We start from the raw sequence: 21,913 nt of genomic DNA on the forward strand, positions 1-21,913 counted from the left end.
CGTACAAGGACTTCTGGTCGAATGTAACCGTGAACGATTTGGTACATAAAGTCAAGCACTAACTTTGATGTTGAGCCTTAATCATAAACTGAAAATCTAGTTTCGTTTCCCGTTCTAAATGAACGATTTCGACTTGGGCAGAGCTAACTCCCTTTTTACTCAAAAAAGCAACAATGACTTCTTGTAAGTCCTTACTTTGTTCCGGAGCTTTAAGCGAATTCAATTCCTCTTTACGATATTCCGTAGTCTTGTCGTTGAAAACATCCTGTTCCCTTATTCGGTATAGGACACCGGAATCGTTCAACTCTTTCCCCTCTTTATCCCATGAAAAAGAATAAAACAGATCATGAAGGGTGTGAACCCCGGAAAGCTCATTAGAGACTTCATAGGAATCCGAGCGATATAAGTCAAAGGATACGGTTGTGGGTGACAGTTCATTGTACACCATTTCAATCGGCCCAATTGGGGGATCATATGCTGGAAGGATATAAGGTTTATCCTTTAATAACGATTCAACCTGTTGTTTCCATTCCAGATATTCCTTTGAAGGCTGTTCATTTACCGCCTCTTTTGAACCGCAAGCCGTAAGTATAACAATAAATAGACCTCCGATTAACAATCTCCATAGGGGTTGCATTTCAATCACCTTCATTTAGGATATAAGTTTCATTATACATTTGTATATTTCATATTTTCAACATAAAGAGGCACAGAGCCCAGAATGCTTATTTGGTTTCAGACCAATTCAAACCCCGCTGCACATAATCCCCTGCAGAAAAGTCTTTAATAACCGAAGGATAAAAAGCACTTGCTTTTTTATTATACAAATGTATAATTAAATTCATACACAATCCTATAGGAAAGAGGTCAAGATCCATGGACAGGAAAATCAAACGATTGCCGGATGCAGAATTGGAGATCATGCTCGTGATTTGGAGAGCCGGAAAACAGGTGAGTTCTTCCTACATCCTGGATCAACTGCGGGATAAAAGAAAATGGGCGTTAGCCACTTTAATGACCGTATTGGCGCGGCTAGTTGACAAAGGATTTCTTTGTTGTGAAAAAATCGGACGCAGCAATAGTTACTTCGCTGTCATCTCGGAGACGGAATACAAGGAAAGCGAAGGAAAATCCACACTGGAAAAATTGTATGACAACTCCATTCAAGACATGGTCATGTCGCTGTACAACGGGAAGGCCATCGACAAAGGCGATCTTGCAGAACTTCGCGATTTCCTTGACCAAATGGCCAAGGAGGAATAGCAATGCTTACACGCCTGTTTACAGATTTTCTGATCATTTCTGTTACAACGAGCCTTGTTATACTAGGTTTAAAGTTGGCGTCTCCACTGCTGCACAAAAACTATACAGCCAGATGGAAATACTGGGTGTGGATGATTGTAGCTGTACGCTTGCTGTTCCCCTTTCACTTTTCGTTTGCCACTAGTCTTGTACAAATTAACGTTCCTGAATATACAATGATCGGAACGGTCTTCCAAGGGGATTCGTCTTCAAATGCTCAAGAAAACTCCCCTGTAGCAACGCAGAACGAATTACCTGGTCATGCTGTCGAGCCTTCAGGCCATATGCTATCTGTTCTCGACATTCTCTCTATCATCTGGATGTCCGGACTCGTGCTTTTTCTGCTGTTTCACTTCATCGGTTACTTCCTTTTCAGAAAGCAAGCGCTGCGATGGAGCCGCCCCATCCTGAACCAAAGCGTGACGGCCACGATCGAGCAAGCCTTCAAGGAAATGAATGTCAAGCCATCCATCGCTGTACTGACAAGCGAAAAGGTTCCCAATCCGATGCTGGTGGGCTTTCTCAAACCTGTTCTATTTTTGCCGCATGAAAACTATACGGATGAAGAACTCGAATTCATTGTCAAGCATGAGCTGGTTCATTATAAGCGATTTGATATCGGGTATAAGCTGCTGCTCCTGATCGTTCAGGCGATCCATTGGTTTAATCCGTTTGTGTGGCTATTGGTGCGCGAAGCCGGTCGAGAAATTGAAATGTACTGTGATGAAACAGTGGTCCGGGGGCAAAGCCTAACCTATCGTAAAAGGTACTGCGAAGCCATTTTATCGGCGATGCAAGATAAGCCCATACGCCCTTCCGCGTTATCCACGAACTTTGCGGGAGGGAAACATACAATGAAACAAAGATTCAAGTCCATCCTTAGTATGAACAAGAAACGAAGCGGCCTTACGCTTTTCTGTACCGTTATCCTCACATTTGGCATGTTAGCCGCCTTCACCAACGTTACGAACGGCAGCAGCGCATCCTTTAAACCCGGTACGATCTATTCCAGCATCGACGGGAAGCAAGTTGTCTCGTATGACGCAGGCCATTCGTATTCAATCAATGCGGAGGGCAATGTTTCCATCTCGTACCGGAATGGAGAAGTTACCGCGAAAACACCATTAAAAGTAGATATGACGAGGGAATCGAGGAACAGAGGAATAAGCGAAAGCGGCTTTTTTATCTCCGAGGATAAAACGGCGATCGTGTATAATCCCGAGCCCGACAAATTATCACCGCTCCATGTTCTGATTAGTGATGACATGGGAAAAACGTGGAACGATACGACAGTTCAAGGCGCAAGGGGAAATGAGTTATTCATCGGTTTTACGTCGAAAAAGGATGGTTGGATGGTCAGCGGCCACTCCCGCGGCGCAGGAAGCGCATTAAATTATGTGTTCCAGACCTCGGATGGAGGGAAGACATGGGAAGAGGTAGGCAACCCGAATGATGTTTATTCGGAGCATTTGACGGCTGCGGGTTTTGCTGACAAAGATATAGGCTTTTTAGGCTTCCGATATTATTCCGACTACGGGCCAGTCATTTATTGGACCAAAGATCGGGGACAGTCATGGGCAAGGCTCCCTGTATCGCTTCCGGAAAAGTTTGACGAATATAGGAAGAACCCTCTCTCACCAATATTCAACGGGAAAGAAGGACTGTTCCCCATTGCCGTAAAAGATCAAGAACTTGAAGACATAGGAACTATTTATCTAACCAGCAAAGACGGTGGTTTAACATGGGTATACGATGAATCTTATGACAAGTTGAAAAGCTAATAAAGAAAGAGGCGGCCATTTCGTGAATGGCCGCTTTTTCTGCCTATTCAGAGGGCGAATTATTTCTTCCAACCTCCGCCCCCATGGGAAGACGATTCAACATAGTCAACAGTAATTTTGCCGCTACCGGAACCAATCGTGGTGTTAAAGTTATATTGCCGCAGGTTCCAATCATCGAAAGTCCCTTGCCACTTGTTATCTACTATAAAGGTGTAACGTTCCGTAGCCGAAGAAGTGCCGCGGATATAGGAGCAGACTGCTCTTGATCCATATATCCCCATCTTATATCCATTGGGATTTTTTCTGCTGTTTTCTAAAACAGACTTAACCCCTTGGAAATAAGGTACAACTTTATCTTTAATCTGCTTCGTGGTCATGTCGGTGTCAACTGCGAAGTAAATGGGTGTGTTCCTTGGTTGTCCCAAGTCACTTGCCAGTTCCACTGCATCCTCCGCATCGCTAACACCCTGGGCCTTAGTAAAGTAATCCGGATCTGTACCACCCTCGTTTTCATAAAGGGATACAATGTACAATCCCTCGTCGGAGATACGTTTTACTTCGGCATCTGTAAGCTCGTCATGCATTCTCTCTAAGCGATTCAAGTATCGACCAATAAACGTGAACTTCTTCTCTTTAATCGACTTTAATCTTGCCGCAGTAACTTTTGTTGCGGTATCACAACCAAGTGCCATAAGAGAAACCTTCCTTCCTATTTCGTTATTTGTAATCCATGCACAATTGCCTGGACATAACGATATCAGTAAGGTTGTCCGGTTCCTTCCTAATACCGAATTGTACAAATGGATCTGAGAGCGTAGCTTGGGATAGAGAAGAAACATGGGATGGTATCCCTCCAGCACCAATGTTCTTCGAAGCTGCTCTGTTATCATTATATTATATAGCGTTACGTTACGCAATATAACATAGTAAATTTTTTGCAAAATATATTGCGTAACGTTACGTAACATGTTATTATGTAAGTGTCATTACTTTATAAAAAGTAGACGAACGTGGTGAAGGGAACACTTTGTTCGTTGAATTCCCTAAATAAAGTATGACAATCAATATTGCGTAATGTAACGTAACATATTATATTAAGGAGTGATTACTATGCCAATCAACAACCCCTCAACTTATTTGTGGATGGCCATCAGCAAAGCAGTGCCCGCAGAGAGCTACCATCCGGCAAGCGTCATTGCACGTCAATCTTTTGGTATTACCATTCAGCCCCGACTCCCTGGCGGCTATGTGGATTCTAACTATCGTGGGAATATCCGGATATACGCCAACTCCCCTTCAAGCGACACGGCTTTCCTAATCGGCGGCGTGTACAGAAGTGCAGGAGACACCGGTTTTACCTATGCTAGTGCTACGATATCTTCGGTGTACAATGAGTCCTCATTCCGCAAAATTACCCTTGTTGACGATGACGGAAAGACGGTTTCAATGAATGTCGGGGTATGGTTTCAGGGCAAAATTACTCAATTTACTATTCCCGCAGGTAGAAATCCTGCCTGCGGAAGCAATTACCCTTCAAACTATGCCGCACTGCCTTCGAGTAACCGGGCCCTTTGCGGTAAGAACATTGTTGTAGCCAACCAGAGCAACAATCGAATTGCTAACGCGGTTGTATATGATGTGGGCCCATGGGTACCTTACAAAAATTGCGGCTCAGACCCGTACTGGAATAATGGTACCGTCCCTTGGGCACAACAACATGAAGGAGAAAAACGATGCACTTTGTGCGGTTGTGATGCGGGTGCTCCGGATTACACCGTCAACGGCGCAATCCTAGATGTCGCTCCTTCTGTGTTAAGTGCAGTCGGTGCAAGCGGAACGCTGACAAATGGTGTTTGGCGGTTTACGTAAAAGGAAAGGGGCTGTCCGACTGGTCAGCCCCTTTTACTTTTCAGGTTGTATGATTTCAAAAGCATGAGAAAACGAATTGCTTCTCCACTCAAAATCATATTCATACTTTTTATCTTCGCTTTGCCATCTCATAAATGTATCTCTACTTGATAACAAAATTTGACCACTTGAAAAATCCTTTAACGAGCTATTTTTCAACACATTGTATACTTCTGTTAATTTCTTAGTTGCTGATTCACCATTTAGGGTGACTTTGACTTTCCAATTGTTAAATTCCATATATCCGAAAATATCATAATCAGAGTCTACCCAAGCAGAGACATTGGAATCAATTGTAATTGATTTGGGGTTTTTAGGTATTTCCATCTCCTGAAAGGAATTCAGAGGTCGGTTAGTTTTTGACCCACTTATTCCTCCCATATCCCTACTTCCCGGTTTGTTTAACTCGGGGCTATTTACTTCCAGCTTTTTTTCTGTTGCATATACTGTCAGGGCATATTCATCCTCGGATGCTTTGTACTGTATCCCATAATATAAATTCTCTAATGGTTCTGACAAGTCGGGTGCAATGACTGGAACTTTGGTTTTTTGCTTTATGTCATCTATTACATTTGAATAAGAAAATAAGGATGTATCCGTTGCTGAATTATGAGAAGAATCATTCCCTACAAAAGATTGATTTTGTTGAGTTAGTTTTTGGGTAGTTTCATTTGAACAAGCAGTTAATCCGCTGGCTAGAACAATTACTGCGGACATTAGGGTTAGCGTTCTATTCATTTTTCCAGCCTCCTAATTTATATTATACAAGTGTATAATAAATTCATTAGGCAATCAATACTTAAACGTAAGAGTTTATAAAGTGTTTAGAGAACTGAACTAGCATAAATAACACCTGCAAAGTAGCATCCAACCTTTGATCAGCTTGCCCTCCATCCGTTAAAACAATACCTTTTATAAGCAAGCAAATCGAAAATTGTAGTTGGAGTTACTCCTGATTATTATCATCAAATTGACACATGAGAATAGGGGGCAGTTCTACAGGTAATAGCACTGGGTTACAATTTGTACTTAGAAATACACTCGTAAATGGGCGGCGCGTCGATCCGGCACCTTTTATTGGCCTGTAATGTTCGGAATTAAAAAACGAAAGGATCTCCTACAGCCGATTCGAGGCGCAGGGATCTTGCTAGAAAACCGAACGATCTTAACTACTCTGTCGGCTAAAAAATTCGCATAAAGACGTTAATCAGAGGGGATCACCACAAGCTCTGGTTGTATGGGTTACGATTCTGCAGATATTGGGGAACAGTACAGGGTAGATGGCTAACCTGTGATCATGCTGAAGGAATAATGTTTTCGGCTGGCGGCGGTTTGACGGGAATATGGTGGAAGGTAAACACAGAAATTATAAAGACAAATTTATATTGCGTAACATTACGTTACATGTTATAATTGCCGTAGATCAAAAAAGAATCAGATTGAAACAAGGGGGTCGGGATACCTCATCAATCTGAATCCCGTTCTTTTTTTGACACTATATAATTCGTTACTATACGTAACGTAATAAAGAGGAGTGAATCAATTATGGCAGCATCTCTTCAGAAATGCCCCCCTTGTGATTGTTCATATGGCTCTCGGGATGTTTACAATGTTACTGCTAAGCCTATTCAAAAATGGTTATCTCAAGCTAATACGGCAGGAAAAAATCATGGACTAAACCCGGTTGATTTTTTAGCTATTGCTTCTATCGAAACAAATGGAGACTACTCCGCGATCGATCCAAGCGGAACAACTTATGGTATTGTTCAAATCGATAAGGCTCATTTGAATGCCTATAACTGCCTTAAAGGTACCAAGTATACCATGGACGACCTTATTGGCGAAGGAAAACTTATTACTACGTCTTCTGGGGCCGTTAGATTGAGCTTTGACATCCTGGGTTATCATCTGAGTTCAGCCTTGGATAAAACGGATAGTTTGAAATCCGCTGCTGACTGCCCTTGATGTAACCAAACAAGCTTTCTACCTCGACTTTACAGTGAGCATAGGTCGCGGATTTCTCGTTATCCTCAAGGGTCTTTTGACCTATGCATTTAACTCTCAGATTGTATTCCAATGTACCTAGCGGTTCCCCTTGGCCTGGAAGTAGCTTGCCTTGAGTGGATAATCCCTGCAATCTTCATACTCATATATTTTGAAGCTTTCCTCCAAACCCGATGCGTTTTTCTTCGTTTGGTATTACTTATAGAGAGCGTATTGGCCATTCGGGCAAATAAACCGGTCATCTTGCTCTTCATACGTCCAGTTTGAGGCATGTCGGATGTCCTTCTTGTACGACGTGTTTTCTCTTTCATGTACCTGCCATAAGGAATGAGAAAATTAAAACAGGGATATTTTTCTTTGCCCATGTGCATACAAATAGTTCTCTTCGCTACCATAGCCCGCATCCACAATCACCGTTTTGGGCATCGGTAATGAAGACGCGGCCAATCGCTCCATATGCGGGATGAAGCAACGAGTATCGGTGGGACACTGGCGAATACTGTAAAATAAAACGAACTGGTTTTCTGTCGCCATTTGCACATTGTAATGCTTCTATTGCCCATTTTACATGTGATCTTCCTTCATGCGCATAAACGTGGCGTCCGGGTTGGTTTTGAATAGCTGTTGCGGTCGCCAAAGCAAACCACCGCTTGCTGTCGTGATCTTAACGGTTTTATCCAGATGGGTGCCCCCTTGCTCCTTGGCAAGCTGTTGATCGATACTTGGGTCAGGCAGGTATTCATTCGGAATGAGGTTGGAAATCCCCATAATGGTTTCTTATAATCGATTTGTTATCGGGTATAAGCTGCAACTCTGTTGTTCAGGCGATCCATTGGTTTAATCCGTTTGTGTGGCTAATGGTGCGAGAAGCCGGTCGTGAAATTGAAATGTACTGTGGTGAAACAGTGGTACGGGGCAAAGCCTAGCCTATCTTCAACGGGAAAGAAGGCGTTCCCTATTATCCTGTCCTGCGATTAAGGAGTAATCGGACAATTTATTTATCTAGCAAAGACGGAGGGGCCATATCAGGGGCTTATGACGCATCCTTAGACCTCAAATGATGAGTTCTTTGGGCGGCTCTACTGAAGTTACAGCGGCTTGGCGTTTTAAGTAATGAAAAGATAGAATGCTGCACCTTGAACGGTGCAGCATTCCCCTTACTCCGGGGTATTTGTGGCTATTGTTTGGTTTCCCGTTGAAAGGTAATCTTTTGAATGATTTGCAGGTCCGAATCTTGACCATGATTCCAGGTGACAACATATGTTCCCCAATCGGGAACTTGCACTTGAACTATGGTTGTTCCGGTTTTAGGGTCAGTAGGGTTCTTCGTAAAGGAAATGCCATTTGCAGTCGTTATAGTAACGGTTTTATAGATCGTCCTGTTTAAGTTACTCAGTTGATCATCAATCGACCTGTCAGAAAAATACTCATACGGAATGAGATTAGAAATTCGCAGGCAGGTGCTAACAAGGGGATCGCCCCACGTCACACTATGGCCTTCGTTAAAACTTTGAACGACGTCTTCTGTCCAATATTCTATCTTCCCTTTGTGATAGCTTGGTATTTCGCTTGTTTTCTTGGCAAACTCCTTGGAATCCACTTCATACAGCGTTATCGGTTCCATAAGCACCTTCTTTTCTTCCTTTTTGAACTGTGCCGATAAATCCGTTCCCCTGTTCTGCTCACTTGAGATTTGAACCGTGTCCGAGTTGATCGAATTGTCCACGTTTGTGCTTTGATTTGCAGGAGATTGGTTCGGCATCGCGGAATCTAAAGTGGCCGCTTGCGTCGAACAACCGGTTAATGCTACAGCCATTGCGATCCCTGTTAATATCGTTCGTACCTTCATTACTCTATGCACTCCAATTTATTTTTTATGATCATAACAGCAGAGGACTTTCTTGACATTTTCGTGCTTTTAAGGTTCCTTCTTATTAACCTTCCGACTTGGTAAAAACGCTCTTTTGAATGATCTGAATATCCGAATCCTGGCCGTTCATCAGGGGTACCAGATAAGTTCCCCACTGGGCTTCATTGGAATTATCCTCCTGTTTAGCTTGATCAGAGGTTGGAACAGACTGTTTTCGGCCTTCGTCAGAAGTCTTAGCCGCAGAGCATGCAGCGGCCATTATTAAGAGTAAAAACATAATTAGACGAATCTAAGTACAGCAATGTTCCTATTGAATTTAATTATACATTTGTATAATCAAAAATCAAGAAATTTTATTCTTCAGGCACAACAACATGAAGGAGAAAAACGATGCGCTTTGTGCGGTTGTGACGCGGGTGCTCCGGACTACACCGTCAACGGCGCAATCCTAGATGTCGCTCCCTCTGTGTTAAGAGCAGTCGGTACCGCTGACAAATGGTGTTTGGCGGTTTACCTAAAAGGAAACAGGAACCAAGGACTTCTTGGTTCCTGTTCTATTATTTACGATGTAGGCTTAAATTCAATTCGAGTAATAAAACTTATTGTGTTATTATCTTTACCGGCATTATTCAAAGCAATCGTGTAGATCCCGCAACTCGGCACCTGAGCCTCTACAATCGTTAGTTCATTTTCTTGATTCTCATGTTCTACACGAACAACCCTATAAGATACTTCTTTGGGATCTACATGCTTCGGAACCAGGTTCGCTGTCATGAATTCAGCCGTTAGAAGTGGTGTTGCTTTCCAAGGAGAATGGCCTTCATTGATACTTTGAATTTCTTCATTTGTGACGTGTCCGAGGGTGCCAATTCCATAATACGGGATTTTCAAAACGTCTTTTTTCAGGAGATCTTCGGATATCGCATAAAGAAGAAGTGGCTTGGCAACCAACTCGACATTAAAGTTCTCTGCCTTCGTAAAAACAATTTTTTGAATGAGCTCGATGCCCGACCCTTGGCCCGTTTTCCAAGTGACGGAGTACGTTCCCCACTCGGGCACTTGCACGTCGACAATTGTACTTTCCGTTTCTTTGTTATAAGGATTTTTTGTAAACACTATACCGCCTGCTGTCGTGATCTTGACGGTTTTATCCAGATGGGTGCCCCCTTGTTCCTTCGCAAGCTGCTGATCGATACTTGGGTCAGGCAGGTATTCATTCGGAATGAGGTTGGAAATCCCCATAATGGTACGCTCAAGCGGACTTCCCAAAGTTACGCTATGACCTTCATTAAAGCTCTCCATTTCGGCCTGCGTTACATAGGAGATTTCCCCTTTGTAGTAGCTCGGAATTTCACTTGTTTTCTTAGCAAACTCCTTGGAATCCACTTCATACAGCGTTATCGGTTCCATAAGCACCTTCTTTTCTTCCTTTTTGAGCTGTGCCGATGAATCCGTTCCCCTGTCCTGCTCACTTGATATTTGAACCGTGTCCGAGTTGATCGAATTGTCCACGTTTGTGCTTTGATTTGCAGGAGATTGGTTCGGCATCCCGGAATCTAAAGTGGCCGCTTGCGTCGAACAGCCGGTTAACGTCACAGCCATTGCCAGACCTATTAATATCGTTCGTACTTTCATTACTCTATGCACTCCAATTTATTTTTTATGATCATAACAGCAGAGACTTTCTTGACATTTTCGTGCTTTTAAGGTTCCTTTTTATCAACCTTCCGACTTGGTAAAAACGATCTTATGAATGATCTGAATATCCGAATCCTGGCCGTTCATCAGGGTTACCAGATAAGTTCCCCACTGGGGAACTTGAACTTCGACAACAGACGTTTTTGTCTTTCCAGGGTCTCTTTGTTTCTGTATAAAAACGATGCCATTCGAGGTCGTTATTTTGCGTTCTTCCCCTGCTTTGTAAGGACCTTTACTCAACTGTTCATCGATGGCCTTATCTTGCAAATAATCGTAAGGGATCAAATTGGAGATTCCTATAAGAGTTCGAACAAGAGGATCACCCCAAGTTACACTATGGCCCTCATTATAACTATTGACTTCCGCCTGTTCAAAATGGGTAATATCTCCTTTACTGTAAACGGGGATTTCACTCGTCTTTTTTTCAAACCAGCCTGGATCAAGTTCTAAAATCGTAACGCTGCCAAGTTCCGTCTTATCTTCCGTTACCGGCCGGACTTTATTGGAATTATTCTCCTGTTTAGCTTGATCAGAGGTTGGAACAGACTGTTTTGGGCCTTCGTCAGAGTAATTAGCCGCAGAGATGCAGCGGCCACTATAAGAGTGAAAACAAGCATCATACCTAATAACCATCTTCGATTCATTTATAGTGCACTCCTATAAGTCTATAATGAAATCCTGCAAACAACCAAATTCCCTTGATTCAGGGAAAGCCTCCCACTCCCCTCCCCTTTTATTGATTGTTACCATAATTAGACGAATCTAAGTACAACAATGTTCCTATTGAATTTAATTATACATTTGTATAATGAAAAATCAAGAAATTTTTATCCTTCAGTTACATTACCGTAGACATTCTTAGAAACAAAACATTTTTGCTCATAACATATTTCGTTACGTAACGCAATATGTTATTATAATTGTAAATTAAGCTTTGAAAAAAATGAATGGATGGTTTATCTACGAAAGGAGGGTTGTTAATGGTTTGTCGTGAAAAGTTATTAAAAAGTATCCAAAGTGTCCATGCCGCCGTTGTTTCCTATGCTAATTGCTTATGTGAAGATGCGCCGGCCGAGGACCAAGAGGTCTTTTATCAATTCGGATTGGAATTATCTCGTCAACTACAGGAATTGCGGAAGCTGTATGTTCGTTTATATGATGTCGATCCGCTAGGTGGCCACAACCCAATTTCCATAATACGTTGCAGCGATCATTAAGCCCTGATACGACAAATTTGAACGACATAATATTTGCGTAATCTGCCGTCGCAAAATTATGTCGTTTGTTTTACGCATCGCAAATATTAAATCAAGTTCATGAAAGGGGAATAAATTGTATGATACACGGAGACTCCGAGTTGGCTTTGTACGCCCAACTCATTGCAAATGTTGGATTTCCTATTGTCGTCGCGGCAATCCTCCTTAATCGCCTGTTAAACGGATTCAACAAGCGTTTAGATACGCTAGCCCAGAAGATGGAGGATTTAATCGCAGCAATCCATCAACTGGCCACAAAAGAGAGGGACGCCGGGAGCAAATCCCAAGGTAAAAAGAATACGTCATGATTTTGCGCTTTCCGCCAAGATTTTTCTACACAGTATAGCGTAACGCCTCGTATTGTTATATAATGGAAGAGGTATGACTCTTTGAAAAACTGTTGAGTGTTGTCACATTTTATTTGAAACATTTCCCAATTATTTGCGTAATTACATGTAAGGTTAGTTTCTTTTTCTCTTAACACACAAACATATGTTTGGTATAATGTTGATGCTAGATTTTTCTAATTAGGAGAGAGGGGGATTCGACTATGGGAACATTTCAATGCATTGAACCAAACATGAAACCATTTTTAGACAAATTGGGAGCTAATCTCCGAAAGGCCATATCGGAGATCCTCCAGGTAGATGATGTCCACACCAAGTTCTTTACAGAGTTATTGAAAACGATGGAGAGTTTTATTTTTTGTTGCTTGAGCAGAATGTAGCCGATGAATATACCGTATGCCATTGCTTTTTTACCGATCCTGTTGATCGGACTGTAGACCAGTACCGCTACGAAAGCATATCGTTGAAAACGGTTCATTTACTTTCGCAATTTTCTGTGGAAACAGGCTTAACCTGCTAAGATTGTTTATTTTTCTTATCCTTGGTAACTCGGATGTATTCCTCTTCGATAGTCCTCGACAGTAATTCCGTTGCCGTCATATTCAACTTCTTTGCGGTTTCTACAAGTTGTTGCTTTATATAGACTGGTATATCATAATGGAACTTCACTTTGTTTCCGTATGCCATCAATAATCACCCTTCCTGGTCTATTACTACACTTTGATATTTCTTCTCAATTAATTTAATAAGCAGTTGCGTGGCCGACATGTCTTGCAAATTGGCTGCCTCAATCAACTTTTCTTTGATTTCTGGCATAAATTCGTAAGGCAGTTTAATCTTTGGCTCGCTCATGTGGCCACTTACCTGCTTTTCTGCCTCAATCGCTTGATTAATCATTTCAGCCAGTGTTGAACCCGTTGGGTCTTTTCCATACCTTGGTAGAACCCGAGTAAGATAAGCTTCCAGCGCTTTTTGTTCCTCATCGCTGATGTCCAACATCAGTTTTCCATGTTCTACCGATAATTGACATTCTGTGTGATAACCGAATAAATTAATTGAATATTTCACGTCTGCACCTCCAATTTTGTATTATATAGTGTTTCGTACCATTACACAATATACATTTGCGTGGTTTATGATGAGCTTACTGTTTTTTTTTTAGACGTTGTTTATTATTCGTTCTTTGTATTTGATTTTACATTAAGCAGCTCAGCAAAAATGGCACTCCCATTGATTCGGTAATTTGCCAATAGTCCGTGAGTTGCCAAAACGACAAGTTGAGTTTGTGAAAATCCGGTTTCTTTAGCCATTTGCTGCAATTGAAATTTTACCGACTCAGGAAAATAAACGGTAAGTCTAGGCGTTTTATCTTCTGACGACATCTAAATCCTCCTTACTATTACTATCATTATAACACATTTTCTGTGTTATAAAAGCATATATTTGATTAAAAGGACAATTTTTTTGTCGAGTGAAGGCGAGTTGCCACGAATGATGGAAGTTGCCTATATCTGTATAGTCAGATAATTCGTCTGTTCGATAATAGCCTTGGCGATTGACTTTCCAGGTGAACTTATTGAAGTACAATACTCCACTCTTATCCAAAAAATTTTAAAAAGCTTACTGCTATTTTACGGCGGTAAGCTTCAATATTGGCCATTCCTGCCACAAAAATTTGAATCTCCGTTAAGGGATGGAAATAAGGTTCTGATTACTATATTTGTACATTTGAGGGTTCGAGTCCGGTTTTTGACTTACTTTAAACTGAGGGGCTTTAGTGACGCGTACACTATCTGCCCCATGAAGCTGTTTATTCATAACTTCTATCGATTCTATTGTTATTCCTTTCGTCCCATTCCCATTCCTCCCAATATCGGCAGTTTCCTCTAATGTGATAATCGGTTCTCTCGGGCATACGATGCCAAAATACCCCAGATTGAGAAGCAGCCGATAAGGGCTGCTTTCGTTGATCTCATTATTTTACGCTCTCGACATACTCATTAAATGTCATATCCCTGAACTCTTCCCCAAATATGTTAACCATTTTCCCATTCTCCTCATAAACAATGTCGGAAACAAATCCTCCCCATTCAATCTTTCTCCCGGCACCTGTTATATAGTGGTTTAATAATGTTTTAATACGGTCGTTGACAGCCGGGATTTTATTTTCTGGTAATTCTCCATAGTAAAGAATAGTTAAAGTATCCCCATCATGGATAGTACCAAAATCTGTTATTTGCTGCTCAACCTCAACGGTCAAGCTAATGAGATACCCATCTTGAATATCAACCCCTTTAACTATTCCGATAAGATCCCCATTAGGAAGACCCATCTTATCCCATTTATCTCTCTCCCATAAATCACTTCCATCCTCTGGTGGACTCGGTTGTTCATCCTCTGGCGGTTGACTTTCCGATGGACTTGGCTGATTCACTGGTTGACTTTCCGGCGAGCTTATAGGGGGAGTCGTTGGCTCACTTTCATTTGTTGGTGACTTAGACGCTGCAGGTGGTGCAGTCTGGCATGGGGGGCTAACGGGTCATCTGCCCGGCTCCCGTCCGGTTTCAATCTCGCTAACGAATCTGGGTAACGTTATTGACTTAAAAACGATGCCGTTTCAAATATAACGAAACTCACCATCGTTATTTGGGCGAAATTCTGCTCCATGGCCTTCTTTTTTGGTCAATAGCGATATGGAGTTTCGTAAGAAAATGGAAAAGAGCCGTTTTGCCCGAATAACGTTTCCAGGTTTCGTAACAACATGCATTTTGTTTGCCCCATACTCCGCCGCAACGTTGGAGTGAAGTGTTCCCCCGCCACATCCTGCTTCATAAAGAGCAGTGCATGATCGGATGGCCCAGCATCAAAACCAATATGTTCAACCCAATCCTTTACCCGTTATATAGTTATTATGGAGCCACGGATTTCTTTCAAGCACTGATTATGGTTTTGAGCCACTTTTCTATGGCAAAGAATTAATTATTTCGTTACGTTACGTTTTGTTATATTGAGAATTATGGATATATTGCATTGTACTGCGTATCGTTACGCGATATAAATTTAACAAATGATCACCTCCAAAAGCTACTGATGATCCAAGTTACTCCTAGCTTTGTAGACCAGTTAGCTTGTTCTACAAAACATGAGCAATCAATGGGAAAACCGCCCGGTTCGGCGGTTTTCTTTATTTGTGCTATAGTCGGTTCCCTCGGATATATGATGCCTAGGAACACCTCAGTTTAAGAGGCAGCCGATAAGGGCTGCTTTTGACTTTTGACATACTCATCGAATGTCTTGTCTACAAACACTCTTCCAAATACATTGACAATTTTCCCATCTTTCTCATAACAAAGGTCGTATGTGAATCCTCCCCATTCGATTTTTCTTCCCGCTCCCGTTATATAGTGGTTTAATAATGTTTTAATACGGTCGTTGACAGCCGGAACAAAGCCATCCGGTAATTCATCGTAATAAAGAATAGTTAAACTATCCCCCTCTTGAATACTACCAAAATCCGTTATTTGTTGTTCAACTTCAACGGTTAAGCTAACTAGATACCCATCTTGAACATCAACTTCTTTAACGATTCCAATAATGTCAGCGTTAGGCATACCCATCTTATCCCATTTATCTCTCTCCCACAAATCACTTCCATCTTCCGGCAGACTCGGTTGTTCATCCTCTGGTGCTTGACTTTCTAATGGGTTTAGCTCTTCCATTGGTTGACTTTCAGGAGAACTTACAGGGGGAGTCTGCGGCTCAGTTTCATTATTTATTGGATTAGGAGTTGCAGGCGGTACAGTCTGGCTATCGTCTTTTTGAGGATCAGTATTCGATGAACACCCAGCCAAAAATAAAAAAAACATCAGAAAGGCAAGTAATATATTCTTCAACCTTTCCACTCCTTTCTTAAATATTGTTTTTCCGAATAAACAAATTATTTCCTTAATCATAAAAGATTAACTTTTTCTTTGCAAAAAATACAATGTTATATTGCGTTACGTTACGCTATATGATACCGTGTGCTCAAGGGCCCTTATAATGCGTAATATTACGCTATATTACGAAGGAGGTTTTAGTATGGCTAGAAATGCTTTTGGTATTGACCGTGCTGCACCGTTCGGATCTTCGGATAGCGATGCTTTATGGTGTTTGTTTAATAACGGCGTTCGCGCTGTAGGACGATATTATGGAACGTCTTGGAAACAGCTCACTGCACAAGAGGCATTGCGGCTTGCACAGCATGGATTGGAAATTTGGACAGTATATCAACTTTCCAATAATAAGAATGAGGATTTTAGTTACAACAAAGGATACGAAGCCGCAAAGAATGCCGTCAGTCAGGCAGAAGATGCGGGGCAACCCCATTACTCGGCTATTTATTTTGGTGTTGATTATGATGCACAACCAACAGATCTTCAAAACTATGTAAAACCCTATTTTGAAGGTGTCCAGCAGTATATGCGTGACTTAGCTAATCAAGGGAAATCCAACTATAAGATCGGGGTTTACGGAGGCTATAACACTATTCGTTATATTTACTCCAATGTTCCCGATGTCGTATTTAAATGGCAAACCCGTAGTTTTAGCCAAGGTCAAGTAGATTCCGGTGCACATATCTACCAATATGATCATGACCAACCTTATACGCCTTGCAGTAGCGGTTCAAACAATGTTGGCAGCATTGACAAAAATGATATTGACGATTCCGATGGCGTTGCATCGTATGGCGGATGGTATGCTGCGGGTTAAACTCCCACTTTACTAAAATAGTGTTTTTCACTAATGAAAGGAGTGTCTTGAATGGCAACAGCTCTTAGCGTTTATGTTGGAAAAGCCGTTTCTGGTGAAAGTTATTATTCGGGTAGTGTGATCTCACGCCAAGCTTTTACCGTTACTGTAGAGGCCATCGATGGAGGACGTTTAGACACGAATTACAACGGTTGGGTTACAATCTATGCAAATTCTCCAACCAATGACCGTGCCTTTACGATTGGCTCCGTTTATCTATCGAATGGAAGAGGATCGACTTCTGCAACGATTTCATCGGTCTATGACCAAAATTCCGGACGAAAAATTACGGTTGCTGATTCTGCCGGAAGATCTGCTTCCATTAGTGTTGGGGTTTGGTTCCAAGGACGGGCAACTGTTTTTAACGCCGGCTCCGCATCATATTGCCAGGGAACAGGCCATGGAGCGCCGCCCGCAAACTATGTGGCATTGCCCGGTTACGGACTTTGCAAAAAAAGTGTCGTATTATTTAATCCAGGAAATAAAAAGACTTCGGTTGGGCAAATCTGGGATGTAGGGCCATACTTTGATGCGGATCGCTGCGGATCCGACTACTATTGGAATACAGGAGATGTCCCGCGTGCACAAAAACCTGATTACTATGATAAAAAACGTTGCGAAAAATGCGGTACTGACTGCAATAAAGATCCTCTTGTGATGAAAGGCGCGATTATTGATATTAGCCCTAACATGATGAGCCAACTTGGGGCATCGGGTGAAGTTCAAAATGCCTGCTGGAGATTCACCTAATGTTCCGCTCTTCACACAAAAACCATCCAGTCTATAACGGGCTGGATGGTTTTTAAACAGCAATTCATAGTAATTACGATAGAAGCAATGATATAAAATATTTCTCCCTGTTTTGTTACTCAACCCAAATGCTATATGGAACCGACGTCGGTTCCAATTTCGGCTATGATCTGTGCAGCGCTGAAATTCCTGGAATCGTGTCCAACCGATCCAAGTCCTGCTGAAAAGGTCTAACCGTTTGGCTACCTCTATATCTCATTTGATAATTTGTTCATTCACATCTATCTGCCCGTGACCACCCAAGCTTACAGACTAGCCCTTGGCGGCTTTGGATTTCGTTGTGTGATGGCAACTCATCCGACCAACCCTGCCTCAAATTGGGTTCGTGTACCTTGACCCGTGCATTTGCCTCCGGCTTCCTCCAGATTCGGCCTCGCGACCGACACCCTTGCCCTTGGCTAACGGTAGGCGCTCGCCAACCTCTGTTCGGGACTTTCACCCTACGCCCATGCTGGGCGTACACCAATTTTCCGGCTGAAACGGATTTAAGCCGGATTTAAATGAGAGAGCTCTATCCGTAATTTTCTTCTCACAAGGATAAAAATCCCTTGCTTTTTTATTATACAAACGTATAATTAAAGTCATTACACAATTAGGAACATTACTGTGCTTAGAATCGCTAATTACGAATCAGAGCCTGGATAATTCAAGACGGATAGATCAAACCACAGGGAAAGAAATTGCCTTTCGGCTTCGAACAAGGATTCAATAGATGCATGATTAAGTGGTTTTATTGAATGTTTTAAATATTGTTGCAAAAGCGAAACAGATACGATTTTCATTATGTCTAAAATAAGGATTTACTAAAATGAAAATAAAGGTGGTTTTTATGAAAAGGCTAATGAGTGGATTTTTTTTGTTTTTGGCATTCTCTGTTTTACTTGTTGGTTGTGAGAGTGGCATGGGTAGTCCAACTGAAGCAACAAAAACGAATGCTATAGAAAGCTCTTCGGTCAATCTCACTGACAAAGAAGCAAAAGATATTCTCAACGAGCTTATACCGAAGGCAGAAAGTTTATATGGAATGTTTAACGGATCTGGATGGTTCAAAAGCGATGAGACGAAAACGATTCCAGGTGAAGATGGGTATGCTCTTGTTATTGACGAAAATGTCAAATCGGTAGCGGATTTGAAAAAAGCGGTAGAGGAAGTATTTACAAAAGATATGGCTCAAACAGTATTTTATTCTCGTTACCTGACGTCGGATAAAGGAGACCGTCCTCTTTATAGGGATTATGAAGGGAAGCTTTATGTAGACACGAATAATGGAGGACACGGTTGGCCAATAGAATTCCTAGTTGATACCGCCAGGCTAAAAGGACAAAAAGATAATGTTGTAGAAATTGAGTTAGATAAAACTGTCCTTGATGATCCCTCTGATCCTTTGACCGTAAGAATTGAATATGTAGATGGTAAATGGCTGCTGGCATCACGACTTGATGACTAATTAGCAGAAAGCCGAGGGCAGGATATCCTGTCCTCGGCTAATATATTAGCTAAGTTTATATTTTCCAGTAATGACTTTAGCATCAACCGTAAATCCTCTTTTTTTCATTGTATCAGCTAGCGTTTTCTGAGTGCCGCCGTCGGGATCGGCAACAAGATATCTGTCAAAACCCGAAGCCGAGGAATTCCATCCGTCCACGATTACAAAATGCATGTTCTTTCCTTCCTCAAGTTTTACCATGCAGATATTTCCGTTCTGGACTTCAGCAGAAATGTCAGCTATTTTATCAATTGCTACTTCGATGTCCTTATTTTCCATTTTTGCTGTGAAACCCTTTGCCGTAAAATCAGCATCGTTGTTTGTACCTTTTTTAGTTGCCTCCACAACGGCATTATAGGTATTGTCATTGTTGTTGGTCAAACCGCCTTTGTACAGGATAAACATGGCTAAAGAGCAAATTGCACATCCAAATGTCTTGATGTCTCCGCTTGCGCCCGTTTTACCGCAATTTTTGTAAAAGTTCTTGTCAGTAAAAGCAGAAGTCTCAGTGCCTGGATACTTAATAGAAGTATCACCTTGGTTGATTAAATGTGTAGACGATAGTTTATGTGGCATAAGCGTATCCTCCCTAAAAAACAAATTTTGAATCGTACAAAAACAGTTTTGGGGAAGCCTGGGATAAAGGAGTCAATTGGGTGTTATCCCGTCAGCACCAATTTTCTCCTAAGCTCCTTAGTTATATTATATAATATAGCGTTACGTTACGCAATATAAATTTTAGCAAATATTCATCGTCGAATAGTTACTGATGATTCAACTTACTCCCAGTTATATAAACCAGTTAGCTTGTTCTTTACATTAGAATGAGCATCAAGGAGAACCCCCCTAATGCGGTTTTCTCTAATGCAGTAGTCGATTTTCCCTCAGGCATACGATGTCAGGAACGCCCCAGTTTAAGAAGCAACCGATAAGAGCTGCTTAGTTGAACAGGTTCATGAGTATCCCGTGCTTGGCTTCCTCAAGGGCCCCGTACTCATCAAGCCTTCCAGACCCGCTTTGGCAGCCGAATAATCTCCCAATCCCTCGAACACAAAATTAGCCATCGTCGAAGTAATCGAATCAATCCGGCCGTACCGTTGCTCCCGCATAGCCGGGAGAAAAACTTGGGTCACCAAGAAGGGGCAGTACAAGTTAAGCCGCAGGGTATAATTCCCATACCAAATACTCCATGTCATGAATGGAGCTGTACGCTCCACCCCGTTTGGTCCACAACCTGATCCCGCAGCTTGTGGACCTCTTCCCCGTTCGTTACATCCGCCGGAAAAACATGCGCCCGGCCTCCCACCTGCTCAATGAGCCAGGCGACTTTCACCAGCTTTTCCCTGCGTCTGCCGACCAGAATGACCCCCTCTCCTCCTGCCGCCAAGCGGACGGCGGTCGGTATCAGTACAGACCTCGATACGGAATGCAACATTCCTCGCCCCCTCTCGCCCTCGCTGTCATGACGACTGTCTGGCCGCTGCATAGACTATAAGATTTTTTGGAATAGTATTATAAAGTGCCAGCAAAAAATCAGAGGAGAATACTCAACATGTTAAAGATGATACTAAGAGTAGATATTTTTTGGCTGGATTGTCGTCCTATTCTTTTCATTTCGTTTTGCGGTCACAGGACAACCTTAGATAGAAGCGCTTAACATACGTTGGAGTATACCGTTCATTATCGGAAGTACCATACTAAGCCTAATGATGCTTAACAGTTGTGTGAGCGATGGCATAGAAAGAGGAAGCTGCGAGAAAAAGGGTACCCTGTCGAAGCGCACAGGTGGTCAAAATTATCCCTGCGCTAGTGGGTCAAATTATTTCCGGCATTGACAACCAGTCCCCATTCGGGACTTACTACAACGCCCACGCTAGGAATACAACTAAAACAGCCCTCCATACGGAAGGGCTCAGAGTGTAGAGAAAGTCCCCTTCCGAAAAAAAGGGGACTTCTCGCTTGATTTTAGGGGGTACAAATATGTCTCCCCACCCTCGTAAAACGCGTTAGGAGCGATTCCAGAAGGTCAAATTTTTTCTGCCCAATCCCCGAATTTCAGGATGGGGGTTTCTCGACAGCCTGAGCCCTCCATACGGAAGGGCTTTTATTTTTTACTGCCCCTAATTTTGACTTTTCTTTAAGCATCAAATTAAAAAAATAAATCTAGTTAATGTATTATCCGAAATATCTATTATTAGAAAAAATTTGACAGGAGGTTGCTTTTATATGGACAGCTTCCCATTTACTTAATGAGGAGGTGTAACATTATGGAAAAAAAGAGTAGCACTATAATCGCATTTGAAAAAGGATTTAGTCGTTATGTTAACTCATGCCTTAGTCGTGCTAGCCGTGATTATTTCAGAAGACTTAACCGGGAATACCAGCGATTGGTACCATATGATGAAAATGTTCCCGAGGTAGGTTTTACTTGCAAAATAATTGTATGCCCTTTTATTCATGTCGAAAAACGTTTAAGCCTGTCACAGGCAATGCAAAGCTTAAGTCCTTCCGAAAGAAAACTACTGTACCTGAAATTCTATGGGGAAAGGACCGACAAAGAAATAGCCAATTTGTTTGGCGTAACTATATAAATGGCACTAAAGGATTTTGGAAACAAATGTCTAATACCTATAGGTAAAACCTTGTTGCCTGTGGGAGGC

The 21,913-nt window shown here is 42.0% G+C and carries 25 protein-coding genes; 11 read left to right on the forward strand and 14 right to left on the reverse strand.

The genetic code is table 11. From position 1 onward, the window contains the following. Positions 1-58: 58 nt before the first annotated feature. Positions 59-652, reverse strand: a complete 594-nt coding sequence (locus FS806_RS22580; protein WP_144941215.1) for a hypothetical protein — start codon at positions 650-652, stop codon at positions 59-61. Positions 653-876: 224 nt separating this feature from the next. Here FS806_RS22580 and FS806_RS22585 point away from each other — a divergent pair, with 224 nt between their 5' ends. After that, entirely contained in the window at positions 877-1,263 is a 387-nt protein-coding gene (locus FS806_RS22585) for a BlaI/MecI/CopY family transcriptional regulator (protein WP_144941217.1), read from the forward strand. Positions 1,264-1,265: 2 nt separating this feature from the next. After that, on the forward strand, positions 1,266-3,083 hold the full coding sequence (locus FS806_RS22590) for a M56 family metallopeptidase (protein WP_144941219.1): 1,818 nt from the start codon (positions 1,266-1,268) through the stop codon (positions 3,081-3,083). A 59-nt stretch (positions 3,084-3,142) separates the two neighbouring features. Here FS806_RS22590 and FS806_RS22595 read toward each other — a convergent pair whose 3' ends face one another. Then, a complete protein-coding gene (locus FS806_RS22595) occupies positions 3,143-3,775 on the reverse strand; it encodes a glycoside hydrolase domain-containing protein (protein ID WP_186328492.1) in 633 nt (210 codons plus the stop codon). 418 nt (positions 3,776-4,193) lie between these two features. On the opposite strand from FS806_RS22595, the gene FS806_RS22600 reads away from it, so the two are divergent. Next, complete coding sequence (locus FS806_RS22600; RefSeq protein ID WP_144941223.1) at positions 4,194-4,952, forward strand: hypothetical protein; 759 nt, start codon at positions 4,194-4,196, stop codon at positions 4,950-4,952. Positions 4,953-4,985: 33 nt separating this feature from the next. On the opposite strand, the gene FS806_RS22605 is transcribed toward FS806_RS22600, so the two are convergent. Then, positions 4,986-5,729, reverse strand: coding sequence for a hypothetical protein (locus FS806_RS22605; RefSeq protein ID WP_144941225.1), 744 nt, complete (start codon positions 5,727-5,729; stop codon positions 4,986-4,988). An 807-nt stretch (positions 5,730-6,536) separates the two neighbouring features. Here FS806_RS22605 and FS806_RS22610 point away from each other — a divergent pair. Continuing rightward, positions 6,537-6,956, forward strand: a complete 420-nt coding sequence (locus FS806_RS22610; RefSeq protein ID WP_144941227.1) for a lysozyme family protein — start codon at positions 6,537-6,539, stop codon at positions 6,954-6,956. Between the two features lie 603 nt (positions 6,957-7,559). Here the strand turns inward: FS806_RS22610 and FS806_RS22615 are convergent. Beyond that, complete coding sequence (locus FS806_RS22615) at positions 7,560-7,763, reverse strand: hypothetical protein (RefSeq protein WP_144941229.1); 204 nt, start codon at positions 7,761-7,763, stop codon at positions 7,560-7,562. Positions 7,764-7,783: 20 nt separating this feature from the next. Here FS806_RS22615 and FS806_RS27150 point away from each other — a divergent pair, with 20 nt between their 5' ends. Beyond that, a complete protein-coding gene (locus tag FS806_RS27150; protein ID WP_186328493.1) occupies positions 7,784-7,921 on the forward strand; it encodes a M56 family metallopeptidase in 138 nt (45 codons plus the stop codon). Between the two features lie 251 nt (positions 7,922-8,172). On the opposite strand, the gene FS806_RS22625 is transcribed toward FS806_RS27150, so the two are convergent. From FS806_RS22625 to FS806_RS22635, 3 genes are all read right to left on the reverse strand, one after another. After that, positions 8,173-8,844: a hypothetical protein gene (locus tag FS806_RS22625; RefSeq protein ID WP_144941231.1), complete on the reverse strand. Its 672-nt coding sequence runs from the start codon at positions 8,842-8,844 to the stop codon at positions 8,173-8,175. 582 nt (positions 8,845-9,426) lie between these two features. Continuing rightward, complete coding sequence (locus tag FS806_RS22630; protein ID WP_144941233.1) at positions 9,427-10,500, reverse strand: hypothetical protein; 1,074 nt, start codon at positions 10,498-10,500, stop codon at positions 9,427-9,429. Between the two features lie 84 nt (positions 10,501-10,584). Further along, on the reverse strand, positions 10,585-11,196 hold the full coding sequence (locus FS806_RS22635; RefSeq protein WP_144941235.1) for a hypothetical protein: 612 nt from the start codon (positions 11,194-11,196) through the stop codon (positions 10,585-10,587). A gap of 347 nt (positions 11,197-11,543) precedes the next feature. Here FS806_RS22635 and FS806_RS25945 point away from each other — a divergent pair, with 347 nt between their 5' ends. Then, positions 11,544-11,780 carry a hypothetical protein gene (locus tag FS806_RS25945; protein WP_186328494.1) on the forward strand — a complete coding sequence of 79 codons (237 nt, stop codon included), beginning with the start codon at positions 11,544-11,546 and terminating at the stop codon, positions 11,778-11,780. Between the two features lie 119 nt (positions 11,781-11,899). Beyond that, positions 11,900-12,127, forward strand: a complete 228-nt coding sequence (locus FS806_RS27155; RefSeq protein WP_144941237.1) for a YvrJ family protein — start codon at positions 11,900-11,902, stop codon at positions 12,125-12,127. 732 nt (positions 12,128-12,859) lie between these two features. On the opposite strand, the gene FS806_RS22645 is transcribed toward FS806_RS27155, so the two are convergent. From FS806_RS22645 to FS806_RS22660, 4 genes are all read right to left on the reverse strand, one after another. Next, entirely contained in the window at positions 12,860-13,234 is a 375-nt protein-coding gene (locus tag FS806_RS22645) for a hypothetical protein (RefSeq protein ID WP_144941239.1), read from the reverse strand. Between the two features lie 104 nt (positions 13,235-13,338). After that, the gene (locus FS806_RS22650) at positions 13,339-13,548 is read right to left on the reverse strand and encodes a hypothetical protein (protein ID WP_144941241.1); all 210 of its coding nucleotides are present in this window, start codon (positions 13,546-13,548) and stop codon (positions 13,339-13,341) included. 593 nt (positions 13,549-14,141) lie between these two features. Next, entirely contained in the window at positions 14,142-14,600 is a 459-nt protein-coding gene (locus tag FS806_RS22655; RefSeq protein WP_144941243.1) for a hypothetical protein, read from the reverse strand. Between the two features lie 805 nt (positions 14,601-15,405). Further along, positions 15,406-16,059, reverse strand: a complete 654-nt coding sequence (locus FS806_RS22660; RefSeq protein ID WP_144941245.1) for a hypothetical protein — start codon at positions 16,057-16,059, stop codon at positions 15,406-15,408. 187 nt (positions 16,060-16,246) lie between these two features. On the opposite strand from FS806_RS22660, the gene FS806_RS22665 reads away from it, so the two are divergent. The 3 genes from FS806_RS22665 (at position 16,247) to FS806_RS22680 (ending at position 19,214) form a co-directional block, all read left to right on the forward strand. After that, complete coding sequence (locus FS806_RS22665) at positions 16,247-16,918, forward strand: DUF1906 domain-containing protein (protein WP_186328495.1); 672 nt, start codon at positions 16,247-16,249, stop codon at positions 16,916-16,918. A 51-nt stretch (positions 16,919-16,969) separates the two neighbouring features. Next, positions 16,970-17,707 (forward strand): hypothetical protein, encoded by a 738-nt coding sequence (locus FS806_RS22670; RefSeq protein ID WP_144941249.1) that lies wholly within the window; start codon positions 16,970-16,972, stop codon positions 17,705-17,707. An 868-nt stretch (positions 17,708-18,575) separates the two neighbouring features. Then, the gene (locus FS806_RS22680) at positions 18,576-19,214 is read left to right on the forward strand and encodes a hypothetical protein (RefSeq protein ID WP_144941251.1); all 639 of its coding nucleotides are present in this window, start codon (positions 18,576-18,578) and stop codon (positions 19,212-19,214) included. A gap of 45 nt (positions 19,215-19,259) precedes the next feature. Here the strand turns inward: FS806_RS22680 and FS806_RS22685 are convergent, their stop codons facing one another. The 3 genes from FS806_RS22685 to FS806_RS22695 all read right to left on the reverse strand — a co-directional run bounded on the left by FS806_RS22685 (position 19,260) and on the right by FS806_RS22695 (position 20,688). Then, positions 19,260-19,829 (reverse strand): hypothetical protein, encoded by a 570-nt coding sequence (locus tag FS806_RS22685; RefSeq protein ID WP_144941253.1) that lies wholly within the window; start codon positions 19,827-19,829, stop codon positions 19,260-19,262. Positions 19,830-20,206: 377 nt separating this feature from the next. Beyond that, a complete protein-coding gene (locus FS806_RS22690) occupies positions 20,207-20,449 on the reverse strand; it encodes an SDR family NAD(P)-dependent oxidoreductase (protein WP_144941255.1) in 243 nt (80 codons plus the stop codon). Beyond that, positions 20,446-20,688, reverse strand: a complete 243-nt coding sequence (locus tag FS806_RS22695) for an SDR family NAD(P)-dependent oxidoreductase (protein ID WP_186328496.1) — start codon at positions 20,686-20,688, stop codon at positions 20,446-20,448. The genes FS806_RS22690 and FS806_RS22695 overlap by 4 nt, the downstream gene beginning before the upstream one ends. Before the next feature lie 832 nt (positions 20,689-21,520). Between FS806_RS22695 and FS806_RS22700 the strand changes: the two genes are divergently transcribed. Continuing rightward, positions 21,521-21,844 carry a sigma-70 family RNA polymerase sigma factor gene (locus tag FS806_RS22700; RefSeq protein ID WP_186328497.1) on the forward strand — a complete coding sequence of 108 codons (324 nt, stop codon included), beginning with the start codon at positions 21,521-21,523 and terminating at the stop codon, positions 21,842-21,844. Positions 21,845-21,913 lie beyond the last annotated feature (69 nt).

Source organism: Paenibacillus sp. 32O-W, from assembly GCF_007679495.1.
In the GTDB taxonomy this organism is placed as follows: Bacteria; Bacillota; Bacilli; order Paenibacillales; family NBRC-103111; genus Paenibacillus_L; species Paenibacillus_L residui.

Bases quoted from the DNA above. Each gene is read 5' to 3' on its own strand.
- FS806_RS22580 (WP_144941215.1), bottom strand. From the start codon at position 652: ATGAAGGTGATTGAAATGCAACCCCTATGGAGATTGTTAATCGGAGGT.
- FS806_RS22585 (WP_144941217.1), top strand. From the start codon at position 877: ATGGACAGGAAAATCAAACGATTGCCGGATGCAGAATTGGAGATCATG.
- FS806_RS22590 (WP_144941219.1), top strand. From the start codon at position 1,266: ATGCTTACACGCCTGTTTACAGATTTTCTGATCATTTCTGTTACAACG.
- FS806_RS22595 (WP_186328492.1), bottom strand. From the start codon at position 3,775: ATGGCACTTGGTTGTGATACCGCAACAAAAGTTACTGCGGCAAGATTA.
- FS806_RS22600 (WP_144941223.1), top strand. From the start codon at position 4,194: ATGCCAATCAACAACCCCTCAACTTATTTGTGGATGGCCATCAGCAAA.
- FS806_RS22605 (WP_144941225.1), bottom strand. From the start codon at position 5,729: ATGAATAGAACGCTAACCCTAATGTCCGCAGTAATTGTTCTAGCCAGC.
- FS806_RS22610 (WP_144941227.1), top strand. From the start codon at position 6,537: ATGGCAGCATCTCTTCAGAAATGCCCCCCTTGTGATTGTTCATATGGC.
- FS806_RS22615 (WP_144941229.1), bottom strand. From the start codon at position 7,763: ATGGGGATTTCCAACCTCATTCCGAATGAATACCTGCCTGACCCAAGT.
- FS806_RS22625 (WP_144941231.1), bottom strand. From the start codon at position 8,844: ATGAAGGTACGAACGATATTAACAGGGATCGCAATGGCTGTAGCATTA.
- FS806_RS22630 (WP_144941233.1), bottom strand. From the start codon at position 10,500: ATGAAAGTACGAACGATATTAATAGGTCTGGCAATGGCTGTGACGTTA.
- FS806_RS22635 (WP_144941235.1), bottom strand. From the start codon at position 11,196: ATGGTTATTAGGTATGATGCTTGTTTTCACTCTTATAGTGGCCGCTGC.
- FS806_RS25945 (WP_186328494.1), top strand. From the start codon at position 11,544: ATGGTTTGTCGTGAAAAGTTATTAAAAAGTATCCAAAGTGTCCATGCC.
- FS806_RS27155 (WP_144941237.1), top strand. From the start codon at position 11,900: ATGATACACGGAGACTCCGAGTTGGCTTTGTACGCCCAACTCATTGCA.
- FS806_RS22650 (WP_144941241.1), bottom strand. From the start codon at position 13,548: ATGTCGTCAGAAGATAAAACGCCTAGACTTACCGTTTATTTTCCTGAG.
- FS806_RS22665 (WP_186328495.1), top strand. From the start codon at position 16,247: ATGGCTAGAAATGCTTTTGGTATTGACCGTGCTGCACCGTTCGGATCT.
- FS806_RS22670 (WP_144941249.1), top strand. From the start codon at position 16,970: ATGGCAACAGCTCTTAGCGTTTATGTTGGAAAAGCCGTTTCTGGTGAA.
- FS806_RS22680 (WP_144941251.1), top strand. From the start codon at position 18,576: ATGAAAATAAAGGTGGTTTTTATGAAAAGGCTAATGAGTGGATTTTTT.
- FS806_RS22685 (WP_144941253.1), bottom strand. From the start codon at position 19,829: ATGCCACATAAACTATCGTCTACACATTTAATCAACCAAGGTGATACT.
- FS806_RS22690 (WP_144941255.1), bottom strand. From the start codon at position 20,449: ATGACATGGAGTATTTGGTATGGGAATTATACCCTGCGGCTTAACTTG.
- FS806_RS22695 (WP_186328496.1), bottom strand. From the start codon at position 20,688: ATGTTGCATTCCGTATCGAGGTCTGTACTGATACCGACCGCCGTCCGC.
- FS806_RS22700 (WP_186328497.1), top strand. From the start codon at position 21,521: ATGGAAAAAAAGAGTAGCACTATAATCGCATTTGAAAAAGGATTTAGT.